18 protein-coding genes and 1 pseudogene are annotated in these 22078 nt (G+C 62.4%); 15 read left to right on the top strand and 4 right to left on the bottom strand.

Annotation, left to right across the window (positions count from 1 at the left end):
* Positions 1-19: 19 nt before the first annotated feature.
* Together OYT13_RS10910 and OYT13_RS10905 are read left to right on the top strand one after the other, a co-directional pair.
* The gene (locus OYT13_RS10910) at positions 20-1222 is read left to right on the top strand and encodes a 3-oxoadipyl-CoA thiolase (RefSeq protein ID WP_268567714.1); all 1203 of its coding nucleotides are present in this window, start codon (positions 20-22) and stop codon (positions 1220-1222) included.
* A gap of 13 nt (positions 1223-1235) precedes the next feature.
* Positions 1236-2459: a CaiB/BaiF CoA transferase family protein gene (locus tag OYT13_RS10905; protein ID WP_268567713.1), complete on the top strand. Its 1224-nt coding sequence runs from the start codon at positions 1236-1238 to the stop codon at positions 2457-2459.
* Between the two features lie 139 nt (positions 2460-2598).
* On the opposite strand, the pseudogene OYT13_RS10900 reads toward OYT13_RS10905, so the two are convergent.
* Positions 2599-2844, bottom strand: a pseudogene (locus tag OYT13_RS10900) (helix-turn-helix domain-containing protein); the annotation flags it as partial.
* Positions 2845-2933: 89 nt separating this feature from the next.
* Here OYT13_RS10900 and OYT13_RS10895 point away from each other — a divergent pair.
* Positions 2934-4040, top strand: a complete 1107-nt coding sequence (locus OYT13_RS10895; RefSeq protein ID WP_268567712.1) for an IS5 family transposase — start codon at positions 2934-2936, stop codon at positions 4038-4040.
* Positions 4041-4168: 128 nt separating this feature from the next.
* Here OYT13_RS10895 and OYT13_RS10890 read toward each other — a convergent pair whose 3' ends face one another.
* Positions 4169-4498 carry a recombinase family protein gene (locus tag OYT13_RS10890; RefSeq protein WP_442796471.1) on the bottom strand — a complete coding sequence of 110 codons (330 nt, stop codon included), beginning with the start codon at positions 4496-4498 and terminating at the stop codon, positions 4169-4171.
* A gap of 411 nt (positions 4499-4909) precedes the next feature.
* Between OYT13_RS10890 and OYT13_RS10885 the strand changes: the two genes are divergently transcribed.
* The 12 genes from OYT13_RS10885 (at position 4910) to OYT13_RS10830 (ending at position 17979) form a co-directional block, all read left to right on the top strand.
* A complete protein-coding gene (locus OYT13_RS10885; protein ID WP_029306730.1) occupies positions 4910-6388 on the top strand; it encodes a SulP family inorganic anion transporter in 1479 nt (492 codons plus the stop codon).
* Between the two features lie 14 nt (positions 6389-6402).
* Positions 6403-7266 carry a universal stress protein gene (locus OYT13_RS10880; protein WP_029306729.1) on the top strand — a complete coding sequence of 288 codons (864 nt, stop codon included), beginning with the start codon at positions 6403-6405 and terminating at the stop codon, positions 7264-7266.
* A 16-nt stretch (positions 7267-7282) separates the two neighbouring features.
* Complete coding sequence (locus tag OYT13_RS10875) at positions 7283-7618, top strand: TraR/DksA family transcriptional regulator (protein ID WP_029306728.1); 336 nt, start codon at positions 7283-7285, stop codon at positions 7616-7618.
* A gap of 190 nt (positions 7619-7808) precedes the next feature.
* On the top strand, positions 7809-8228 hold the full coding sequence (locus OYT13_RS10870; protein WP_268567711.1) for a carboxypeptidase-like regulatory domain-containing protein: 420 nt from the start codon (positions 7809-7811) through the stop codon (positions 8226-8228).
* A gap of 41 nt (positions 8229-8269) precedes the next feature.
* A complete protein-coding gene (locus tag OYT13_RS10865; RefSeq protein ID WP_442796470.1) occupies positions 8270-10822 on the top strand; it encodes a cation-translocating P-type ATPase in 2553 nt (850 codons plus the stop codon).
* 206 nt (positions 10823-11028) lie between these two features.
* Positions 11029-11646 (top strand): sigma-70 family RNA polymerase sigma factor, encoded by a 618-nt coding sequence (locus OYT13_RS10860; RefSeq protein ID WP_442796469.1) that lies wholly within the window; start codon positions 11029-11031, stop codon positions 11644-11646.
* The gene (locus OYT13_RS10855; RefSeq protein WP_017234377.1) at positions 11643-12377 is read left to right on the top strand and encodes an anti-sigma factor; all 735 of its coding nucleotides are present in this window, start codon (positions 11643-11645) and stop codon (positions 12375-12377) included. The genes OYT13_RS10860 and OYT13_RS10855 overlap by 4 nt, the downstream gene beginning before the upstream one ends.
* 187 nt (positions 12378-12564) lie before the next feature.
* Positions 12565-13356: a DUF1295 domain-containing protein gene (locus OYT13_RS10850; RefSeq protein ID WP_268567710.1), complete on the top strand. Its 792-nt coding sequence runs from the start codon at positions 12565-12567 to the stop codon at positions 13354-13356.
* A gap of 31 nt (positions 13357-13387) precedes the next feature.
* Positions 13388-14491 (top strand): SAM-dependent methyltransferase, encoded by a 1104-nt coding sequence (locus OYT13_RS10845; RefSeq protein WP_268567709.1) that lies wholly within the window; start codon positions 13388-13390, stop codon positions 14489-14491.
* Between the two features lie 151 nt (positions 14492-14642).
* The gene (locus OYT13_RS10840; RefSeq protein ID WP_017234374.1) at positions 14643-15947 is read left to right on the top strand and encodes an NAD(P)/FAD-dependent oxidoreductase; all 1305 of its coding nucleotides are present in this window, start codon (positions 14643-14645) and stop codon (positions 15945-15947) included.
* A complete protein-coding gene (locus tag OYT13_RS10835) occupies positions 15944-16771 on the top strand; it encodes a DUF1365 domain-containing protein (protein WP_017234373.1) in 828 nt (275 codons plus the stop codon). Before OYT13_RS10840 ends, OYT13_RS10835 begins: the two co-directional genes overlap by 4 nt.
* Positions 16768-17979, top strand: a complete 1212-nt coding sequence (locus OYT13_RS10830) for an SAM-dependent methyltransferase (protein ID WP_268567708.1) — start codon at positions 16768-16770, stop codon at positions 17977-17979. Before OYT13_RS10835 ends, OYT13_RS10830 begins: the two co-directional genes overlap by 4 nt.
* 62 nt (positions 17980-18041) lie before the next feature.
* Here the strand turns inward: OYT13_RS10830 and OYT13_RS10825 are convergent, their stop codons facing one another.
* Positions 18042-19817, bottom strand: a complete 1776-nt coding sequence (locus OYT13_RS10825) for a GGDEF domain-containing protein (RefSeq protein WP_268567707.1) — start codon at positions 19815-19817, stop codon at positions 18042-18044.
* Between the two features lie 226 nt (positions 19818-20043).
* Positions 20044-22065 carry an NADPH-dependent 2,4-dienoyl-CoA reductase gene (locus OYT13_RS10820; protein ID WP_268567706.1) on the bottom strand — a complete coding sequence of 674 codons (2022 nt, stop codon included), beginning with the start codon at positions 22063-22065 and terminating at the stop codon, positions 20044-20046.
* Positions 22066-22078: the final 13 nt, after the last annotated feature.

Here is a 22078-nt window from a genome sequence, read left to right as displayed (position 1 = left end):
ATTACATCTGGATAAAATCATGCTTGACGCTTATCTCTACGCTGGATTACGCACACCCTTTGGCCGCCAGGCCGGCGCACTTGCCCCGATTCGTCCGGACGATCTGGTTGCTGCGGTCATTCGACAACTCGTTAATGATTCGCCTTTTTCACCTGAGCAAATCGAAGACATCGTTCTCGGCTGTGCTTGCCAAGCCGGTGAAGACAGTCGAAATATCGCTCGCCATGCTGCGCTGCTGTCTGGTCTGCCAGCAAGCATTCCGGGACAGACAGTTAATCGCTTATGTTCGAGCGGTCTCGCTGCCGTCCTAGATAGCGCTCGAGCTGTTACTTGCGGCGAAGGCGAGCTCTACATTGCTGGCGGGGTCGAAAGCATGAGCCGTGCTCCCTTCGTGGTTGCGAAGAGCGAAAGCGCTTTTAGCCGCGACTTTAAAGTTTTTGACTCAGCTATTGGTGCCCGCTTCCCCAATCCAGCGATAACCAAACAGTACGGCAATCACACCATGCCTGAAACGGCCGATAACGTTGCCAGCGACTTGGGCTTCACTCGGGAAGACAGCGATCGCTTTGCCGCAGCGTCGCAGGCCAAATTTGCCGCTGCACAAAGGAGTGGTTTTTTCAGTGGCGAAATCATGCCGGTAGAAGTATCAACGGGCAGAAAGACTCCTCCGCGTATCGTTACTGCGGACGAACATCCTCGCCCGGAGAGCACCTTTGAGTCCCTGAGCAATTTGAAAGCCCTGTTCGAAGGTGGCGTCACTACAGCCGGTAATGCATCCGGCGTTAATGACGGTGCTGTCGCTATGTTCATTGGTAACAAGAGCGTTGGCGAGAAGGCTGGCATAAAACCAATGGCACGCATCCTTGCGGGTGCGGCTGCTGGTGTGGAACCACGCATCATGGGCATTGGCCCTGCCTATGCTATTCCCAAGGCGCTTGCCCGTGCTGGTTTGACTCTAAAGGACATGGACATCATTGAGATTAATGAAGCATTTTCGGCACAGGTTCTCGGTTGCCTTAAATTGATGAATATTGCGTTCGATGATCCACGGGTAAATCCCAATGGTGGTGCAATCGCCATCGGACACCCGCTCGGTGCTTCCGGCGCCCGCTTGGCCCTGACAGCAGCCCGCGAACTCGAACGCCGCAATGGCCGCTACGCGGTCCTCAGCCTGTGCATTGGCGTTGGCCAAGGCCTTGCCGTAGTTATCGAACGCTTGTAACCAAAGGAATATTATGCCCGGAGCACTATCCCATATTCGCGTTCTCGACCTATCGCGCGTTCTAGCTGGCCCCTGGGCCAGTCAGACGCTTGCAGATATGGGGGCAGAAGTTATCAAGATTGAACGTCCAGGTAGCGGTGATGATACCCGTGGCTGGGGCCCCCCGTATCTTAAAGATCAAGACGGCAATGACACCAAGGAAGCTGCCTATTACCTAGCAGCCAATCGTGGAAAACAATCTGTAACCGTCAATATATCCAAGCCCGAAGGGCAAGAGGTTATACGTCGCCTAGTTAAAGAGAGTGATGTATTTATCGAAAACTACAAGGTCGGAGATATGGCGCGATATGGCTTGTCTTACGACGACCTAAAGCAAATTAACCCTGGCCTAATCTATTGCTCAATCACCGGTTTTGGCCAAACAGGTCCGATGGCCCATTTGCCTGGCTATGACTTCATTATCCAGGGTATTGGCGGTCTGATGAGCATTACTGGTGAGCGTGATGACCTGCCTGGAGGAGGGCCACAGAAGGTGGGGGTCGCTGTGGCAGATATCATGACCGGTCTTTACGCCACGATTGGAATTCTCGGGGCATTAGCTCATAGGAATATTTCTGGAGAGGGTCAGTATGTCGATATGGCGTTGCTTGACGTCCAAGTCGCAACAATGGCCAATATGAATATGAACTACCTTTGCTCGGGGAAAATTCCGCATCGCCAGGGCAATGCTCATGCCAACATTGTGCCGTATCAAGTTTTTGATGCCGCGGATGGTGAGTTGATCATTGCTGCCGGCAATGACAGTCAGTTCGCCAAGTTATGTGAAGTGATGAATTGCTCGGAATTGGCCATTGATGAGCGCTATGCCACCAATGCAAATCGAATTCGTAATCGCGATGTATTAATCCCTATGCTTCAGAGCATCATGTCTACACGTACGGTTGCAGAATGGATAACGCTAATTGAACCCGAGGGTGTTCCTTGCGGGCCGATCAACAATATCGCACAGGTATTTGAGCATCAGCAGGTCCGTCATCGTGGCATGCGGATAGATCTCCCCCACCCAGTTGCCGGAACCACCCCTTCTGTTGCTAACCCGATTAAATTGTCGAAGACTCCTATTGAGTACACCAAGGCCCCACCAACCCTTGGTCAGCAAACCCATACGATTCTTTCTAATATTGGTGGCTATACCGAAGCTGATATTCGTCAATTAGAAGAGAAGAAAATTATCTAGCTTGAAAATACATTTGGCTGATATAGACCTTATATCAGCCATTTCTATTTTATAGCCAAAGAAAATCGGACTTATACCGACAGCACGGATCGCGGACAGGCAGCAACTGACGTTAGCTTTGCATCACCTGCGAATAAATTCATGCGTTTGCTCGAAGGTATTGGTAAAGAGTTTCACGGCTAATGCAAAATTGACGAGCCAAGGCGGCTTTTGACTTACCTTCATCAACTTGCCGCCGCAATTCCGCAACTTGTTCGTCCGATAATGCCTTTTTACGACCGCGGTAAACCCCTCGTTTTTTAGCTAGAGCAATACCCTCGCGTTGCCGCTCCTTAATCAGCGCTCGCTCAAATTCCGCAAAAGCTCCCATCACCGACAACATTAGCAGGCTGTTGAAATACCTCCCGCAGACGTCATCCGAGCGGGAGGGGTAAACGTTGAACGAAGGAATCGAACAACACTGAGAGCGAAGCGATGCGCGGAGCGGACGGCTACACCGAGACGATGTTCACGATGGCAAAGCTCGATGACTTCGTGCCGGCCAATCACCCGCTGCGACCGATTCGCCTCTGGTTGAACGACGCTCTCAAGCGCATGGATGGCGTGTTCGCGCGCATGTACGAGAGCGACGCGAAAGGCGGAAGGCCAAGCATCGCGCCCGAGAAGCTGATTCGCGCGTTGTTGCTGCAAGTGCTGTATTCGATTCGCAGCGAGCGCATGCTGATGGAACAAATCTCCTACAACATGCTGTTTCGTTGGTTTGTCGGCTTGGCGATGGACGATGCGGTGTGGGACCACTCGACGTTCAGCAAGAACCGCGACCGACTGCTCGTGCACGATGTCATTGTGGGCTTGTTTAACGAGACGGTGGAGACGGCGCATGCACGCGGTCATCTCTCGGGCGAGCACTTCAGCGTCGACGGCACACTGATTCAGGCGTGGGCGGGCCATAAAAGCTTCGTGCGCAAGAACAAATCCGACGACGATACGCCGCACCAGGGCGGTGCTCGGCAGCGCGAGGATTGGCACGGCGAGAAGCGCAGCAACGAGACGCATGAATCGAGCAGCGACAGTCAGGCGAAGCTGTTCCGCAAGAGTCGCAACACCGGCGCGATACTTTGCTATATGGGGCACGTGCTTACGGACAACCGGCACGGACTGGTGGTCAACGCGCAGGTGACGCAGGCCAACGGTACGGCCGAACGCGACGCAGCAGCCGACATGCTCGCCGATGCGGCGCGCCTTGCCGATAGGCCGATTACGGTGGGTGCCGACAAAAATTACGACACAGCGGGATTCGTCGCCACGTGCCGAACCAATCGTGTGACGCCACATGTTGCACAAAACGACGCGCGCGCAGGTGGTTCGGCCATCGACGGTCGCACCACTCGCTGGGCTGGTTATGCGGTCAGTCAGCGCAAACGCAAATGTATCGAACAGGTGTTCGGCTGGGGCAAGACGGTTGGCCGGATTCGGCAGGTCATGTGTCGCGGGCGCGAGCGAGTCGAGCAGTTGTTCCTGCTGACGCAGGCCGCCTACAACCTCACGCGCATGCGAACGCTCGCAGCGAAAGCGGCGTAGAGGCGACAGTGGGTGAGCGAATGACATCGAATCGGTCCGAATTTAGGAAATCCAGCATCAAAACGACATGATCCGAATCAGCGTGATGGCTCTTTGGAAAGGTACCGCCGCGCCACGACAGGGATACTTCAACAGCCTGTTAGGTTCGACATTGGGGACTCCTCGTCTGTGAAGGTTAAGCCCTCCTTCACAAACTCAATCTTGATCCCCCGATTGGTGAGCGTTTGCACAATCCGCCGCAAGTCATCTAGGTTCCTAGCGAGACGGTCCATGCTGTGAACCACCACAGTATCCCCCTCACGCACGAAAGAGAGCAGCGCCTCGAGCTGTGGCCGCCGAGTATCCTTACCTGATGCTTTGTCGGTGAAAACTCGATCCACCAGAGATTTTTCAAGCTGACGTTCTGGGTTTTGGTCAAAGGTGCTGACTCGGACATAGCCAATACGTTGTCCCTGCATAACTCCTCCAAAATGCACAGTGTCAGGAATAAATCTATAACCCCAACCAATCAGTGTCAATGAAACACGCACAACACCCTAAGCTGACACATTTAGAAGCTCCTCCTGACATCAGGTTAGGGTATAGCTCAGACTGACATTATTATTGCTGCGCCGCCGCAAAGAAGGTAAAATACCCCTTCCAAAAAATCAGCAAGCCAACTATCGGAGTTCCTACCCGTGTAAGCCTCTTTCTCGCTGCGAGCCAGCTTCAACCACTCACCACGCTCGCACGAGGCTGCACGTCCGATTCACTGCGTCTTGCTGGCCCCGGATCACTCGGGGTTCGTTCTCTATTCCGCTGGCCGGGAAGACGCGCTTGCGCTCGCCCCAACTGCCACCACTGGCTGGCAACCACAACGGAATAGAAGAATGATGAAATCCTTACGCCAGGACTGGCTTTCCAATGTCCGAAACGACCTACTAGCGGGCATCGTCGTCGCGCTGGCACTGATCCCCGAGGCGATTGCCTTCTCGATCATTGCGGGCGTCGATCCCAAGGTCGGCCTTTACGCCTCATTCAGCATTGCCGCAATCATTGCCTTTGCCGGTGGTCGCCCTGGCATGGTGTCTGGGGCCACAGGTGCAATGGCGCTGCTGATGGTGACCTTGGTCAAAGACCACGGCCTGCAATATCTGCTGGCTGCCACCGTGCTGACCGGCGTGCTGCAAATTCTCGCGGGCTGGCTCAAGCTCGGCGCATTGATGCGCTTTGTCTCTCGCTCGGTCATCACGGGCTTTGTCAACGCGCTGGCCATCCTGATCTTCATGGCTCAGTTGCCCGAGCTGACCAACGTGACGTGGCATGTCTATGCCATGACGGCGGCAGGTCTGGGCATCATCTACGGCTTCCCCTACATCACAAAGGCGGTGCCGTCGCCGCTGGTCGCCATCGTCGTACTGACTGCCGTAGCGATCTTCCTCGGTCTCGACATTCGCACCGTGGGCGACATGGGCAAGCTGCCCGACAGCCTGCCGGTGTTCCTGCTGCCTGATGTGCCGTTGAACCTCGAAACGCTCAAGATCATCTTCCCTGTCTCGGCCACCTTGGCAGTCGTCGGCCTGCTGGAATCCATGATGACGGCTTCCATCGTCGATGATCTGACCGACTCCAACAGCAACAAGAACCGTGAATGCGTGGGCCAGGGTGTCGCCAATATCGCCTCCGGCTTCCTCGGTGGCATGGCCGGTTGCGCCATGATTGGCCAGTCGGTCATTAACGTGAAATCCGGCGGCCGTGGCCGACTCTCCACGCTGGCCGCTGGCGTGTTCCTGCTGCTGATGGTGGTGTTCATCGGTGACTGGGTGGCCCGCATTCCGATGGCCGCACTGGTCGCGGTGATGATCATGGTGTCCATCGGCACCTTCAACTGGGCCTCGATCCGCAATCTGCGCGAGCACCCCAAAAGCTCCAGCGTGGTGATGCTGGCCACCGTGGTGGTGACGGTCGGCACCCACGACTTGGCCAAGGGCGTGCTGGTCGGCGTGTTGTTGTCAGGCTTTTTCTTCGCGCACAAGGTGGGCCAGATTCTGCGCGTCACCTCTCGCACTGAGGACGAAGGCCGCGTGCGCACCTACACCATCACCGGCCAGGTGTTCTTCGCCTCGTCGGAACGCTTCATCAATGCCTTCGACTACAAGGAGGTCATCGAGAAGGTGCGCATTGACGTGAGCCGTGCCCACTTCTGGGACATCACCGCTGTCAGTGCCTTGGACAAGGTGGTCATCAAGTTCCGCCGTGAAGCCACCGAGGTAGAAGTCATCGGCTTGAACGAGGCTAGCGCCACGCTAGTGGACAAGTTCGCCGTGCATGACAAAGACGGTGCCGACGACATGCTGATGGGCCACTGAGAGGAAACAGGATCATGAAGAACGAAAACAAAGTGCTGGCCTGCGTGGATCAATCCCACTTCGCCGAATACGTGGCTGACTACGCCGCATGGGCCGCTCGCCGCATGGACGCGCCGCTGGAGTTCCTACACGTCATCGACCGCCACCCCGAGCAGGGATCAGGCGAAGATCACAGCGGGGCCATCGGCATCGACGCCCAAGAAAACCTGCTGACCAAGCTCTCCGCAGAAGACGAGGCCCGCACCAAGAATGCTCGTGAACAAGGCCGCATCTTCCTGAACCGCCTGCGCGAACGGGCCACCGCTGCCGGTGCCGCGCTGGTCGATGTTCGCCAGCGTCATGGTGAGCTGGAAGCCACGCTGGCCGAACAGGAAGACGGCGTGCGCCTGCTGGTACTCGGACGCCGTGGCGAAGCCGCAGAAACGACACAGCGCGACTTGGGCCGCAATGTGGAACAGGTAGTGCGGTCCCTGCACAAACCGATCCTGACCGTGACCGAAGGCTTCAAAGAGCCGCAGCGCGTGATGATCGCCTTCGACGGTAGTACCGTGACCCGGCGTGGCGTCGAAATGGTCGCAGGCAGCCCGCTGTTCCGTGGCTTGCCAATCACCCTGCTGATGTCGGGAAAGGAAAGCCAGGACGCACCCAAGCAGCTTGATTGGGCCAAGACCACCTTGGAGGCCTCTGGCTTCAATGTGACCGCCTCGCTGATCCCCGGCGATGCGGAAAACATCATCGCCAAGACGGTCAAGGAGCAGTCCATCGACATGCTCATCATGGGCGCATTCGGTCACTCGCCGCTGCGCACTTTGATGTTCGGCAGCAAGACCGCTGACCTGCTGCGTTCCTCGACCGTCCCCACGCTTCTACTGCGATAGCGAAGGAGTCGCCTCAATGGACATGGAACAGTTCCGCGCTCGACTGCTGATCGAGCAAAGGGAAACCGTTGAGGCAATCCAGCAGGCTCAACAGTCCGCCGCGCCGGTCGAGCTGGATCAATCCTGTGTCGGTAGGGTGTCGCGTATCGACGCCCTCCAACAGCAGGCTCTCGCCCAAGGATTGCGGGAGCGGCTGACCATTCGCAAGCGCAAGGTCGAAGCTGCGCTGGCCCGCCTCGACTCTGGCACCTATGGGCTGTGCTGCGCCTGTCACAGTGATTTGGAGCCGGAACGGTTGAACGCCGATCCTGCTGTTGTGTTCTGCCAGGAATGCGCAACAGAGCGTCAATGACAAAGCCGTATTGATGCCCAACGGTGGAGCCGTTTTGCCTTAACGTGCTTTATTTTCCGTTTTCTGAGACGACCCCAACACGCAAACGAGCGCCACCGGCCATTCTGGAAACGAGACCGATATGGGGAGAATTGTGATGTCGAGAAGCGCCCGCGTTTCGCTGTTTGTGCCACTTTTCGCATGGCTATGCATGATTGGCGTCGCGCTGGCAGCATCGACACCACAACCGGAATCGGAAAGTGGCGTCTCGTACATCACGGGCGGCATTGGCGAGGACGAAGTCCAGGTGTTTCGCGCCGCAGCGCCCCAGTACAACCTCCGGATGACGTTCACGTCGACGTCGGGAAGCTATCTCTCCGACGTCGATGTCACTATCACCGCAGGGGCCGGGCGACACGTCCTGGCGGTGCGAACCGAGGGACCGTTCCTCTTTGTCCGGATGCCGGCGGGCGACTATCGCGTCTCTGTGCACACCCCCGCCAGATCGGAATCCAGGAATATCCGTGTCCCCAAGCGCGGCGCCGTCGACCTCCATTTCTCCTGGGACGATCCAGACGCGCCAGCCGTGCTGCATCTCTGCAAGCAGTGCCCAAGACCCCATCGCCGGTGAGCCGCATTGCCACGCCGCGAGACGTCCAAGCGCCGACACGCATGTGCGCAACGCCATCCACATCCACATCCGCTTCCAGTGGATCCTGTGACATCGCCAGCGCACCCGAGGCCGCCCCGATCCGGCCGCCCGACGCCGAACAGGGCCTATCGAGCGCCGAGGTGCTGGCCCAGCGCGCTCGGTTCGGCTGGAACGTCGTGGACTACGCCGCACGCCGCACCTGGTGGATCACGTTATGGGAAGTGCTGCGCGAGCCGATGTTCCTGCTGTTGCTCGCGGCAAGCGCCGTCTATCTCATTCTCGGAGATCGCGCCGAAGCGCTGACGCTGCTTGCCTTCGTTACGGCGATTGTCCTTCTCACCGTCTATCAGAGCCATCGCACCGCCCAGGTGCTCGACTCGCTTCGCGAACTGTCGGCACCGCGCGCCAAGGTGCTTCGCGACGGCAGCCGTCAACTGGTCTCCGCCTCGGAACTGGTCCCCGGCGACATCGTTTTCGTCGATGAAGGCAACCGCGTGCCCGCAGACGGCCTTGCCGTTGAACTCCACGAACTCAGTGTGGACGAGTCATTGCTGACGGGGGAATCCGTTGCCGTCAGCAAGGCCGTCACCCCGCTCGATGCCCGCTCCCGCCAATCGATCGAACAGGGCGAGGCCGCCGACAGCCAGCTATTTTTCGGGTCCATGGTGGTACAAGGGCAAGCCCGCATGGTCGTGACCGCCACCGGACCGAATACGACGCTCGGTCGCATCGGCAAGTCGCTGAGCGGCATCTCGGAAGCGCTCTCCCCGCTGCAAATCGAGACGAGAACCTTCGTCAATCGCTTTGCCGCCGTCGCCATCGCCACGGTCGTTCTCCTCACGCTCACGTACCGTTGGCGCGTTGGCGAATGGCTTCCCGGCATACTCGCCGGGATTACGCTGGCGATGGGCCTCCTGCCCGAAGAGATTCCGGTCATCCTCACGGTGTTCTTCGCCTTGGGCGCACGCCGCATCGCCAAAGAGGGCGTGCTCACGCGCCGGATGAGCGCGATCGAGACACTCGGTCAAACGTCGGTGCTGTGCGTCGACAAGACGGGCACGCTGACCCAGAATCGCATGTCGGTGAGCGCGCTCGTCGCCCATGGCAGACGATTTGACGTGGATCCCTCGACCCCACGGATCGACACCGCCTTTCACGAGTTGATCGAATACCTCGTGCTCGCCAGCGAAATCGAACCCATCGACCCGATGGAGCGGGCGTTCCACGAGACCGGACGCCTGGGCCTCGCGGGCACCGGACGTTTGCACACGGATTGGTCGTTGGTGCACGAGTACGCGCTGACGCCCGAGGTGCCCGCAATGTCCCACGCGTGGCGCACCCCGGAACCCACCCGTCATTCGGTGGCCTGCAAGGGGGCACCGGAAGCCGTCTGTGCGCTTTGCCATCTGGACGAGACGGCAACCCAGGCGGTCCTGGATCAGGCGGCAGCCATGGCGTCGGGCGGATTGCGGGTGCTGGGGGTGGCGAAGGCCTCGCATTTGCACCCCGAGTGGCCGAAGGATCAGCACGACTTCGCGTTCGAGTTCCTGGGGCTGGTCGGTCTGTCCGACCCGGTCCGGCCGGAAGTCGCACAGGCGATCGCGCAATGCCATGCCGCAGGCATTCGCGTGGTCATGGTGACCGGCGACTATCCGTCGACGGCGCAAGCGATCGCGACCGAGGTCGGTATCGACTGCCGACGGATCGTGACTGGGCAGGCCCTGGCGGCCATGACCGACGCGCAAGTGCACGACGCGGTCAAGGACGTCGAGACCTTCGCCCGCATCCGCCCCGAGCAAAAGCTTCGCCTGGTGAATGCGCTGCGAGACAACGGCGAAGTGGTGGCGATGACGGGCGACGGGGTGAACGACGCACCGGCCCTGAAGGCGGCCCACATTGGCATTGCGATGGGATTGCGCGGCGCGGAAGTCGCTCGCGAAGTCTCCGCGCTGGTCCTGCTGCGCGACAACTTCGCCCCGATCGTGTCGGCCATCCGACTCGGGCGACGCATCTACGCCAATCTCGTTCTCGCGATCAGCTATACCATCGCGGTGCATGTTCCCATGGTCGCGGCAGCCGTGGTGCCGATTCTGGTCGGCTTGCCGCCCATGCTCGCGCCGGTCCACATCGTCTTCCTGCAACTCGTGATCGATCCGGTCTGCTCGATCGTATTCGAGAACGAACCGGAAGCCGCTCACCTGATGACGACCCCTCCCCGGCACGCCGGGGCACGACTCCTATCGTCCCGCGCCTTCCTGCGAGTGGCCTCCGTGGGCGCGCTGGCCGGCGTGCTGGTCCTCGGGGTCTACGCGGGACTGCTGCGCTATGTCAGCGCCGACGCCGACCCGATCCCCTTGGCCCGCACATTGGCATTCGAACTGCTGGTCGTGGTCAATGTCGCGCTGATCTTCGTGGTCCAGCGGGTACTGCGTACGAAGCGTCCCGATCGCGGACAGCCCCGAAACCCCTATCTCTGGCGGGTGTTGGGCCTGACCGGGGGCGCGCTAATACTGCTGATGTCCGTACCGCCCCTGGCACGACTGTTTGGACTTGTAGCACTGCTCACTCCCTGAACGCGAGCCAAAGGGGAACCGAGAATACACCGATGCCGCGCATCCGGGCGCGTGCCTGATACGTATGACTCAACACGCTCATCGTCAGTCAGCACGCCATGCCGAATCCTCGCCTTCTCATGCCGGACACAACGCGCCATTTCGCACCGAAGGTGCTATATTGCGCGGAACGTCAATGCTATGGCCCACACGAAGGCCACGTCCGCATGAACGACATGCCCAGAAGTGCCAATCGAGCACGTCCATCCCCCTCGCAGCGCCAGCCCGACCCCAGTGCCGACATGGCATGGCGCGACGCATTGAACCGAGCACTATCGGCCGTGGGGCAGGAAGACCGCGAAGCTTTTGCCGCCGTCTATCAGATGACATCGGCACGTTTGTTCGGCGTGATCCTGCGAATGGTGCGCGACAAGGCGGAAGCCGAGGACCTGCTTCAGGAGGTGTTCGTCAGCGTCTGGCGACGCGCCGGCGGCTTCGATCCCGAGCGCGGCAACGCCATGACATGGCTGATCACGTTGGCCCGCAACCGAACCATCGACCGACTGCGCGAGCACCGTGAGGCCGCCCTCGACGATGCTGATGCCCTTGCCATCCCATCGGATGACCCGTCGCCCGCCGCACTTGCCGAAGCGTCCGAGGAACGGCAACGCCTGGAGCAATGCCTGCAACGCCTCGAGCCGCAACAACGTGGCGTGGTGCGCGAGGCGTTCTTTACTGGCGCCTCGTACAGCGAACTCGCGGCGCGCCTTAGCGTGCCGCTTGGCACGATGAAAAGCTGGATTCGCCGCAGCCTAATGCAACTGAAAGTGTGCCTCGAGCAATGAATACGCCCGCCAACCAAGACGACGAGCTGCGTTGCGCCGAATATGCCCTCGGCGTGCTGAGTGCCGCCGAACGGCGCGAACTCGAGCAGGCCGCCGACGCGAATCCGCTGATTCAGGCAACCCTGCACCAGTGGCAATCGCGCATCGCGCGACTGGCCGAAGACGTCGAGCCCATCGCCCCCCCGCCGCGCGTGTGGCAACGCATCCAGCGCGATCTTGGCGCCGTGCCGGACGCCCCGCGCACGGCCCGCCCGCGACCGGCTACCTGGTGGGACAACTTGCGCCTCTGGCGATGGGTGGGGCTCGGCGCAAGCCTCGCGGCGCTGGCGCTGCTTGCCGTGAACGTCGTGACGCTGATGCCCTCGCGCAGTCCGCCCGCCGTGACGGCCAATGCCTATATGGTGTCGACGATCGCCCGCCAGGATGGCGTCGCTCACTGGACCGCAACGGTCGACAGGCGCCGGTCGAGCATGGTCGTGGTACCGGTCGTGAAGCCCGTCATTGCCGCCGGCCGCGCCACCGAGCTGTGGCTGATCCCGCGGAACGCCAAACCCATTCCGCTAGGCGTATTTGCTTCGGATCAACCCGCGTCGATGTCCCTGTCGCCGCAAATCCTCGCGCAGATGGACAGCAACGCCGTACTCGCGGTGTCCGTCGAACCGCCGGGCGGCTCTCCCACCGGCCAACCGACCGGCCCCGTGGTCGCGACCGGCGCCATCCGACCCGCCTGAGCGCCCTGGCGCGCCTCCGCCATCGTGTCATCTGAAGGGGTTGTCCGTACGTTGGACAACCCCTTCGTCGCTTTCCCGCAAGCCCGCTCCCCGCTTCGATTCCAAGATGTCGCCGGCGCGTGCATCCGGCAACGCGTGACGTTCGTATACAGCAGCATCGAGCCCCGAATCCCTATCTGGAGCCAGCATGCTGTTTGCTGTCGTCGTATCGTTCGCTGGAATGTGTGCTGCGTTGACGCTCGCCTGGTGCTACCAATGGCGCTCGCACAACGCCGGCATGGTCGACCCGGTTTGGGCCGCCGCACTCGGCAGTGTGGCGATCGCGGCGGCAGGGCTCGGCACCGGCCACGCGATCAATCGCGCCTTCGTCGGCGTGGCCGGAGGCGTATGGGGCCTGCGCCTCGCAATGCATCTCTGGCGTCGCAACTACGGGCATCCGGAAGATGCGCGTTACCGGCAGTTTCGCGAACAGTGGGGCGAGCATGCCGGACGCAACATGTTCTGGTTCTTCCAGTTGCAGGGCGTGATCGCCATGCTGCTCGCGGCAGCGTTCTTCGTGCCGGCATTCAACGCCCACGCGCCGGCGCCGTGGGCGCTGGCCGTCGCCGCACTCGTCTGGCTGGCCGCCGTCGCGGGCGAGGCGTCGGCCGACCGTCAACTGCGACACTTCACCGCCGTCACCAGCCACCGTGGCCAAGTCTGCCAGGTCGGCTGGTGGCGGTACTCGCGGCATCCCAATTACTTCTTCGAGTGCCTGCACTGGTGTGCCTACCCGGTGATCGCATTTGGCGCGCCCTGGGCATGGACGACGTTGCTCGCGCCGCTGCTCATGGCGTGGCTACTGCTCAAAGTGTCGGGCATTCCGCTGCTTGAAGCGCATCTGATGCGCTCTCGCCCCGCCTACAAGACGTACATGCAAACCACCAGCGTGCTCATTCCCTGGCCACCCAGGAAGTCCGCGGAAACGCCGCTGCCATGAATCCGCGCATTGAAGTCAGGAGCCCATCGCGATGACCGCCTCCCTTACGCAACCCCCCGCCGCCCGAGCCGAAGCGCCCGACGAAACCGGATTGATCCGGCTTTGCGAGCGGGGCCTTGTGCCGGATATCCTTTTGCGCGCGGGCATGCGCATGCTGATGCGCCAGCGCCTGCGCGAAGCGCATGCGCACGATCCCGAGAAAAGCGTCGAATCGCTTGCCGCGTTCGTCAGTGAACTGCGCGCGAGTCCGATTGCCGTGGATACGCAGGCCGCCAACACGCAGCACTACGAGGTGCCAAGCGACTTCTTTGCCGAGCACCTGGGACCCGCCGTCAAGTACTCGTGCTGCTATTACCCGAATGGCGACGAGACACTGGCCCAGGCCGAGCAGGCGATGCTGGCCCTCTACGCGCAGCGCGCCGATATCGCCGACGGTCAGCGGATTCTGGATCTTGGCTGCGGCTGGGGCTCGCTCTCGCTCTGGCTCGCCGCGCAATATCCCGGTACGCAGGTCGTTGGGCTGTCGAATTCTCATGGTCAACGCCGTTTCATCGAGTCGACGGCGGCGCGACGCGGGCTTCGGAATCTGCAGATCGTGACCGGCAATGTGGCGGAATTTGAGTTCGATGACGGCGTTCGCGGAGGATTCGATCGCATCCTGTCCATCGAAATGTTCGAGCACATGAAGAACTACGGCGCATTGCTCGGGAAGATCGCCCGCTGGCTGAACGACGATGGCACCCTGTTCGTCCATCTCTTCGCGCATCGTCATGTGGCCTACCCTTTCCAGAACAAGGATGGCAGCGACTGGATGTCGCGACACTTCTTCACCGGCGGCACCATGCCCAGCGCGGATCTGTTGCTGCACTTCCAGGACGACCTGCGCATCGTGAACCGCTGGTGGGTCGATGGTCGCCATTACGAGCGCACAGCCAACGACTGGCTGGCGGCCCTGGACGCGTCGCGTGCGACGACCCTGCCGATGCTCGAGGCCGGTTATGGCCCGCAGGCCGGCGTTCAGTTCCAGCGCTGGCGCATGTTCTATATGGCCGTTGCCGAACTGTTCGGCTACGCCCAGGGCCGCGAATGGGGCGTGGGCCACTATCTGTTCGAAAAGCGGCGCCAACAGGTATGAGCCGCCGCCCCGCCGCCGCCATGACGTGGCGCGCCCTGCGTATCCGGCCGCGGCGGGCGCATTCGTGGGTGGCTCACCGCTTTTTCAAACGCGCATGCATCCGCGCGCGCTTGCGTTTCGTATAAGCAAAAAACTTCGACGAGACAAGCCAATGAATGCATCGACCGCCACCCTGCCTCCCGGACAACGTGTCGCCGTGGTGGGCGCGGGCATCGCCGGACTGGCCAGCGCCTATTTCCTCGCGCGCAAGCATCACGTGACAGTGTTCGAGGCGGGCGACTATGCCGGAGGACATACGAACACGGTCGATGTCACGCTCGACGGGCATTGTGCCCCGGTCGACACGGGCTTCCTGGTCTTCAACGATCGCACCTATCCCAACCTGATCGCGTTGTTCGACGAACTCGGCGTGAGCGCCATCGCGAGCGATATGTCGTTCTCGGTGTCGGTCGACGGCGGTGCGCTCGAATGGGCGGGCACGAACCTGAACACCGTATTTGCCCAACGTCGCAACCTCTATTCCCCGCGCTTTCTGGGGATGCTCCGCGACGTACTGCGCTTTAACGCGACGGCGGAGCAACACCTGCAAAGCGCAGTGCGCGAGCGCCAGTCCGTCGGCGACCTGTTGGTGGCGAACGGTTACGGACAACCGTTCCAGCACCACTATCTCTTGCCCATGGCCGCCGCGATCTGGTCGAGCCGGGCGGCCGACATTCTGCACTTTCCGGCGGCGACCTTTCTGCGCTTCTGCCTGAATCACGCGCTGCTGCAGATTCGGCATCGTCCGCAATGGAAAACCGTCGCCGGTGGTGGACGCGCCTACGTGCGGCGCATGTTGGCAACGCTCGACGATGTCCGGTTGCGAACGCCCGTACGGCGGGTGACGCGCGAGCGCGATGGCGTGACAATCGCTTTCGGCAACGGCGAATCGCAGCGCTTCGACGCCGTCGTGCTCGCCGGGCACGCCCCGGACAGCCTGCGGTTGCTGGGCGACGCCAACGCGTCCGAGCATCAGATTCTCGGTGCGGTGCGTTATCAACCGAACGCCGCGGTCCTGCACACGGATCCGAAGCTGCTGCCGCGCCGCCGTCGCGTCTGGTCCGCGTGGAATTACGTCAGTCAGGCGAACGCGGCCGCCGACGCGCACCGTCCCGTGTGCGTGAGCTATCTGATCAACCAGCTCCAGGCCCTGCCCTTCACGTCGCCCGTGATTGTCACGCTCAACCCGAGCCATGAGCCAGCGCCCGACAAGGTGTTGGGACGCTATGCCTATGAACACCCCCTGCTCGATCTGGCGGCCGTGGACGCGCAATCGCGCTTGCCCGATATTCAAGGCCGCCAACGGACGTGGTTCGCAGGCGCCTGGACCGGCTATGGATTTCACGAGGACGGCCTGAAATCCGCGCTGCGGGTGGCTGACGCCTTCGGCGTGATGCCGACGTGGGCGCAGCCATGAGCACGAAGGAGGTCTCGGGCACCCCCTCGACACCGCCTGCCTGGCTGCTGCGCGGTCTCGTGACCCACGAACGGCTGCATCCGGTCCGGCATGCGTTCACTTATTCGATGTTTCAGATCGCCTGCGATGTCGGGCGTCTCGACGCCCTGCGCAGCCGATGGTTCGCGCTGGACCGGCGACGCCCACTCGCCTTGAAATCGTCCGACTACGGTCCCCGCGACGGCAGTGCGCTCCTGCCCTGGATGCGCGCACGTCTGGCGGAGGCGGGAATTCCCGCCGACGGCGCCGTCTGGCTGCAGACGATTCCACGCATGGCCGGCTACGCGTTCAATCCGGTGAGCTTCTGGTACTGCCATGACCGTCAGGGGAATTTGCGCGCCTTGTATGCGGATGTGCGCAACACCTTTGGTCAACACCACGGGTATCTGCTCAGTGCCGACGATCATGCGCCCATTCGTGGCGATACGCGGCTCGTCTGCCGCAAAGTCTTTCATGTCTCCCCGTTTTGCGACGTGCAGGGGCAATACGAGTTTCGCGTACGCCGCAAGGGCGCGATATGGTCAGTCGCCATCGACTACCGCGTCGGCGATGCGCTGCTGCTGCGCACGGCGATCGCCATGCGGGCCGAACCGTTCACGGGGCGGCGCGTTCTGTTCGCCGTGCTTTCGCAGCCCTCCAATGCGCTGAACGTCGTCATCAGAATTCACTGGCAAGCGCTGAGGCTCTGGCTCAAGCGCGTGCCGTTCTTCGGCAAGACGCCGCCAACGCTACGTGCAACGGCGCCGGAGCGCGCCGCTTCCGCCGACCGGGAGATTCGTCCATGATTCCGCTCCGCCTGCTTTCCGTGCGTCCGATCGCACCGATTTCCGCGCGCCTGTTTATCGCATTGCTGCGCCGGATTCACGCCGGACACCTTACGCTGATCTGTCCCGACGGCACCCTGCATGTGTTCGGAGATCCCCACAGTTCGCCAGGCGCAACGCTTCACCTGCGCGACTGGCGTGCCTGCCGCCGCATCATGCACGCCGGGGACATCGGCTTTGCAGACGCCTATCGCGCCGGCTGGGTCGACTCGCCCGATATGGTGGCGCTGCTCCGGCTCGCGATACGCAACCTCGCGTCGATCTCCAACACCGTCACGGGCTCGCGGATCGCACGAATCTGGTATCACCTGCGCCATCGCCTGCGCGGCAACACCAAGTCGGGCAGCCGTCGCAACATTCACGCGCATTACGATCTCGGCAATCGCTTCTACGAACTGTGGCTCGACGCCACGTGGACCTATTCCAGCGCCTGGTTCGAGGGCGACCCCCACCGTTCGCTTGCCGACGCTCAGGCCGCCAAGTATCAGCGGATCATCGATACGCTGGCGCTGCGTCCGGGCGAGCGGGTGCTGGAAGTGGGATGCGGATGGGGCGGATTTGCGCTGCACGCGGCCCGGCAAGGCATCGCAGTGCATGGCATCACCCTCTCGCCAGCGCAACTGACGCTCGCCAAAGCCCGCATCGACGCCGAGGGACTGAGCCACCTGGCGGACGTCTCGCTCACGGATTACCGTGACGTGCAAGGCCAGTTCGCCGCCATCGTTTCGATCGAGATGTTCGAAGCCGTGGGCGAAGCGTTTTGGCCGGCGTACTTCAGCATGCTCAAGTCGCGCTTGCGCCCCGGAGGCCGTGCGCTCATTCAATCGATCACCATCGACGACAGCGCCTTCGACGCCTATCGCTCGTCGAGCGACTTCATCCGCGAGTTCATCTTTCCGGGCGGCATGCTGCCAAGTGCGGAGCGATTTGTCGGCGCGTCGGAGGCATGCGGGATGACCGCCGTCGAGACACTACGCTTCGGTCTCGATTACGCCAGAACGTTGCAGCACTGGCGTGCCGCCTTCGAAGCGCAGATCGACGCGGTGCGTGCGCAAGGCTTCGACGACACGTTCATCCGGTCGTGGCGGCTGTATCTCCAATATTGCGAGGCGGCGTTCGCTGAACAGCGCATCGATGTGCGGCACTTCGTTGTGGCGCATGGGCGTTGATGGGCCGTGCGCGTTCGCGCGCGGTGGCCCGCGGGCCTTGCCTTGACGCGATGCGCCGCGCCCTACTCGATGGCTCGCCGCCGGGCGCGGCGAGCGGCGTCGAGCTGACGCTCCGCCTGACTCAAGAGTGCCGAGACATTGGCCGGCCCGCCGCTGGACACCGGCGTCGGCCCCAACGTCGCCGGATCGCCGATGGCGATGCCGAAGCTCGCTGTCAGCGGCACGACTTCGCCGTTCGGCAACGTCAACGCGGTGGCTTCGATACGCCCGCACATCAGTTCCGCGAATTGCTGCGCGCGAGATGGGGCAAGCACACGGGCCACGATCGCGAACGCGTCCGCACCCAGCCGCGCCACCACATCCCCCGGCTGACACGTGTTGAGACACACCGCGCCGACACGGCGCAACACATCGTCGCCGACCCCGTGTCCCCAGGTCGCGTTGATCTGCGTGAAGTTGTCGATATCCAGCTTGATCAACGCCACCAACCCCGGCGACGGCATCGCACACAGCGCCTGGGCCTGCCGCTCGAACGCCCGCCAGTTCATCAGTTGCGTCAGCGGGTCCGTGTCCCCGCTCATTTCCAGCTCACTCTGCAACCGGGTGCGATCGCGCCGCAATTGCCTTAATTCAAGGGCGTTGAGCCTGAGTACGCGCAGCGCATCGAACACGGCCCGCACCTGCGGACGTTGCGTCGGCATGTCGTCAACCGGCACCGCCTCATCGAGATTGTCCTGCGCCAGCGCCTCGACGAAACGCGTTGCCGCCTCGAACGGTTGCACCACACTGCGCCGGAAATTCCGCAACGCAACGATCATCCCGAGCACCAGCGTAATCGCAGCGATCGCCGTGACGATCAGCCACTTGAGCGCGAGCGCGGCGCGGGCATCGACCTTGCGCTGGGCCAGCGTCAGCATGTTGTCGCGGAAGTCGGTGATCGCGCGCATCGTCGGCACGTATTGGCGCGCAAACTCGGCCGTCGTTGGCGCGACCGGTTGGGGCTGACTGGCCAGCGTGCGTACCGTCGCCACATAATGCAACCCCGCACCAAAGTACTGGGTGTTCAGGGCGTCGAGCGTCTCGGGGCTGAGTTCAGAGGGATCGATCATGCGCGCGGCGATCATGTCGTGCAATTGCTCGACGCGCCCGAGCGTGCGTTCAATCGCGCGCTGATCGACCTCGGCGAGCGGCTTCCCGGTGGTGAGCGCCGCGGTGAAGCGTGAGCCGAGTTGTCCGGCAAACTCGCGCAGATCCGCCGCCAGTCGCGCCAGGACGACGTAGTGAAGCGCGTCGGGCGCGCCTCGCGAAATCACGTCGATGCGCGACGATGCCACAGAGGTGAACTCGGGGATGACACGGATCATGCGATCGACGGCATCGCGCACGGCCGCGTCGCCGCGCATGTCGCGTGGACGTTGCACCAACAGGTCGACGTTCGCGCTGGCCGCCGCGAGATCCAGGCGCGCGCGCTCGACGATCCGCAAGCTGCTGCCGCAGGCGTCGCACCGATCGGCCGAGAGCGCAGACAGCAGTTCCTGAAGACGCGCGTTGGTGGCCTCGCGGGCATTGCGCAGCGCAACGACCGATCCGTCGGGAAGCGGGAGATCGGCGCCCAGCACGGCATTGGCCGGCCCGCGCTCCGCCGACGCCTTCTCCATCGCGAGCAGCGTGGCACGCAAGGCCTCAAGCGCAAGGGACGCGTCGCTCGCGCGCTGGTATGTTCCCCAAGTCCAGGCGAGCAAACTACTGCAAAGGACGACGACAACGCAGACGACAGCGAGATTCAGCCACCGCAGGCGGCCGGTGAGCGAAACGGTAGAGAGAAACGTGCGCTTCATGGACGATGACACCGTCGGCCACACGGTTCAGGCTCCCACGCGGGCCGCGTCGGACACCGCCGTGACGGCGACAATCCACAGCGTGCCTCGGACACGTGACGCCCGGCACTTGGCGCCCACGCTTTGGCATTGCGACAACGCCGGCGGACGATAAACGAGCAGCCGAAATCGACGAGGCGCCATTGTCGCACAACGATCTGGCGCCGCCCGCGCTCGCCCGGCACCGTCACAGGTCGATCGCCACCTCGGTGCCCTGCTGGATCGCGCGCTTGGCGTCGAGTTCGGCCGCCACATCGGCCCCACCAATGACATGCACGCGTGCACCCGCCGCCCGAAGGCCCTCGGCGAGCTCGCGCAAAGGCTCCTGTCCGGTGCACAGCACTACGTTATCGACGGGCAGAACGTGCGGCGTGTCGTCGATGGTGACGTGCAAACCTTCGTCGTCGATCCGGCGATAGGTCACCCCGGGGATCATTTCCACGCCGCGATGCTTGAGCGCGGTGCGGTGAATCCATCCCGTGGTCTTGCCCAGTCCGTCGCCCACCTTCGAGGTCTTGCGCTGCATCAGGTAGACCTTGCGAGGCGACGTCTGCGGCACTGGCGAGCGCAGGCCGCCGGCGTGCGCGTAGGCCGGGTCGATGCCCCACTCCGCGTAGAACTTCGCCGGCACGAGCGTGGCACTCTCGCCGGCCTGCGTGAGGAACTCGGCCACGTCGAAGCCGATGCCACCTGCCCCGATCACGGCGACGGTCTTGCCGACCGATGCCCCACCACGCAGCACATCGATGTAACTGAGTACCTTGGGGTGATCCAGTCCCTCGATAGCAGGCCGACGCGGCACGACCCCGGTGGCCAGCACGATGTCGTCGTACCCGCCGTCGACCAGCGAAGCCACCGTCGCACGCGTGTGCAATTGCACCTTGACGCCCGCGGCATCCAGTTCATGACGGAAGTAGCGCAGGGTCTCGAAAAACTCCTCCTTGCCGGGAATCCGCTTGGCCATGTTGAATTGCCCGCCGATCTCGGCATCGGCTTCGATGAGCGTGACGTCGTGTCCCCGCCGCGCCGCGACGGTTGCCGCCGCCAGACCTGCGGGGCCCGCGCCGACGACGGCCACACGACGCGTGCGCCCGGCCGTCTCGATGCGCAGTTCCGTCTCATGGCAAGCGCGCGGATTGACCAGGCACGAGGTGATCTTGCCGCTGAACGTGTGATCGAGACACGCCTGATTGCAGCCGATGCACGTGTTGATCGTCTCGGCGCGGCCGGCCACCGCCTTGTTCACGAACTCGGGATCAGCCAGCAGCGGGCGCGCCATCGACACCATGTCCGCTTCGCCGTCGGCAAGAATGCGTTCGGCCACGTCCGGCATGTTGATGCGGTTGGTCGTGACGAGCGGAATGCCGACGTGCCCCTTGAGCTTGCCGGTGACCCACGCGAATGCGGCGCGCGGCACGCTCGTGGCAATCGTCGGGATGCGGGCTTCGTGCCAGCCGATCCCCGTATTGATCAGCGTCGCCCCGGCCGCCTCGACCGCGCGGGCCAGTTGCGCCACCTCCTCGAAGGTGGACCCGCCTTCGACCAGGTCGAGCATCGAGAGGCGGTAGATGATGATGAACTCGCGCCCCACGCGCTCACGCACGCGGCGCACGATCTCGACGGGGAAGCGGATCCGGTTCTCATAGCTGCCGCCCCAGGCGTCGGTGCGATGGTTGGTGCGGGCCGCAATGAATTCGTTGATGAGGTACCCCTCGGACCCCATGATTTCGACCCCGTCGTATCCGGCCTGCTGCGCGAGCGCGGCGCAGTTGACGAAGTCGCCGATGGTCGCCTCGACCTCGTCGCTCGTCAGTTCGCGCGGCTTGGCGGGCATGATGGGCGCCTGCAATGCGCTGGGCGCGACCAGATCGGGATGGTACGCATAGCGCCCGAAATGAAGAATCTGCAAAGCGATCTTGCCCCCGGCGGCATGCACGGCCTGCGTTACGACACGGTGCTTCTCGGCCTCTTCCTCGGTGCTGAGCTTGGCGCCGCCCGCATAGGGCCGACCGGCGTCGTTCGGCGCGATGCCACCCGTCACCATCAACGCCACGCCGCCACGCGCCCGCTCCGCGTAAAACTCGGCCATGCGGGCAAAGCCATTGCGCGCCTCTTCGAGCCCGACATGCATCGAGCCCATCAGCACGCGGTTGCGCAACGTCGTAAAGCCCAGATCCAGGGGTTGCATCAGGTGGGGATAGCCGCTCATCGTTGTCTCACTT

It is taken from the genome of Pandoraea sp. XJJ-1, from assembly GCF_026802345.1.
GTDB lineage: Bacteria > Pseudomonadota > Gammaproteobacteria > Burkholderiales > Burkholderiaceae > Pandoraea > Pandoraea cepalis.
Note: the sequence above shows the minus strand (reverse complement) of the source record. Positions and strands in the feature narration are given on the sequence as shown.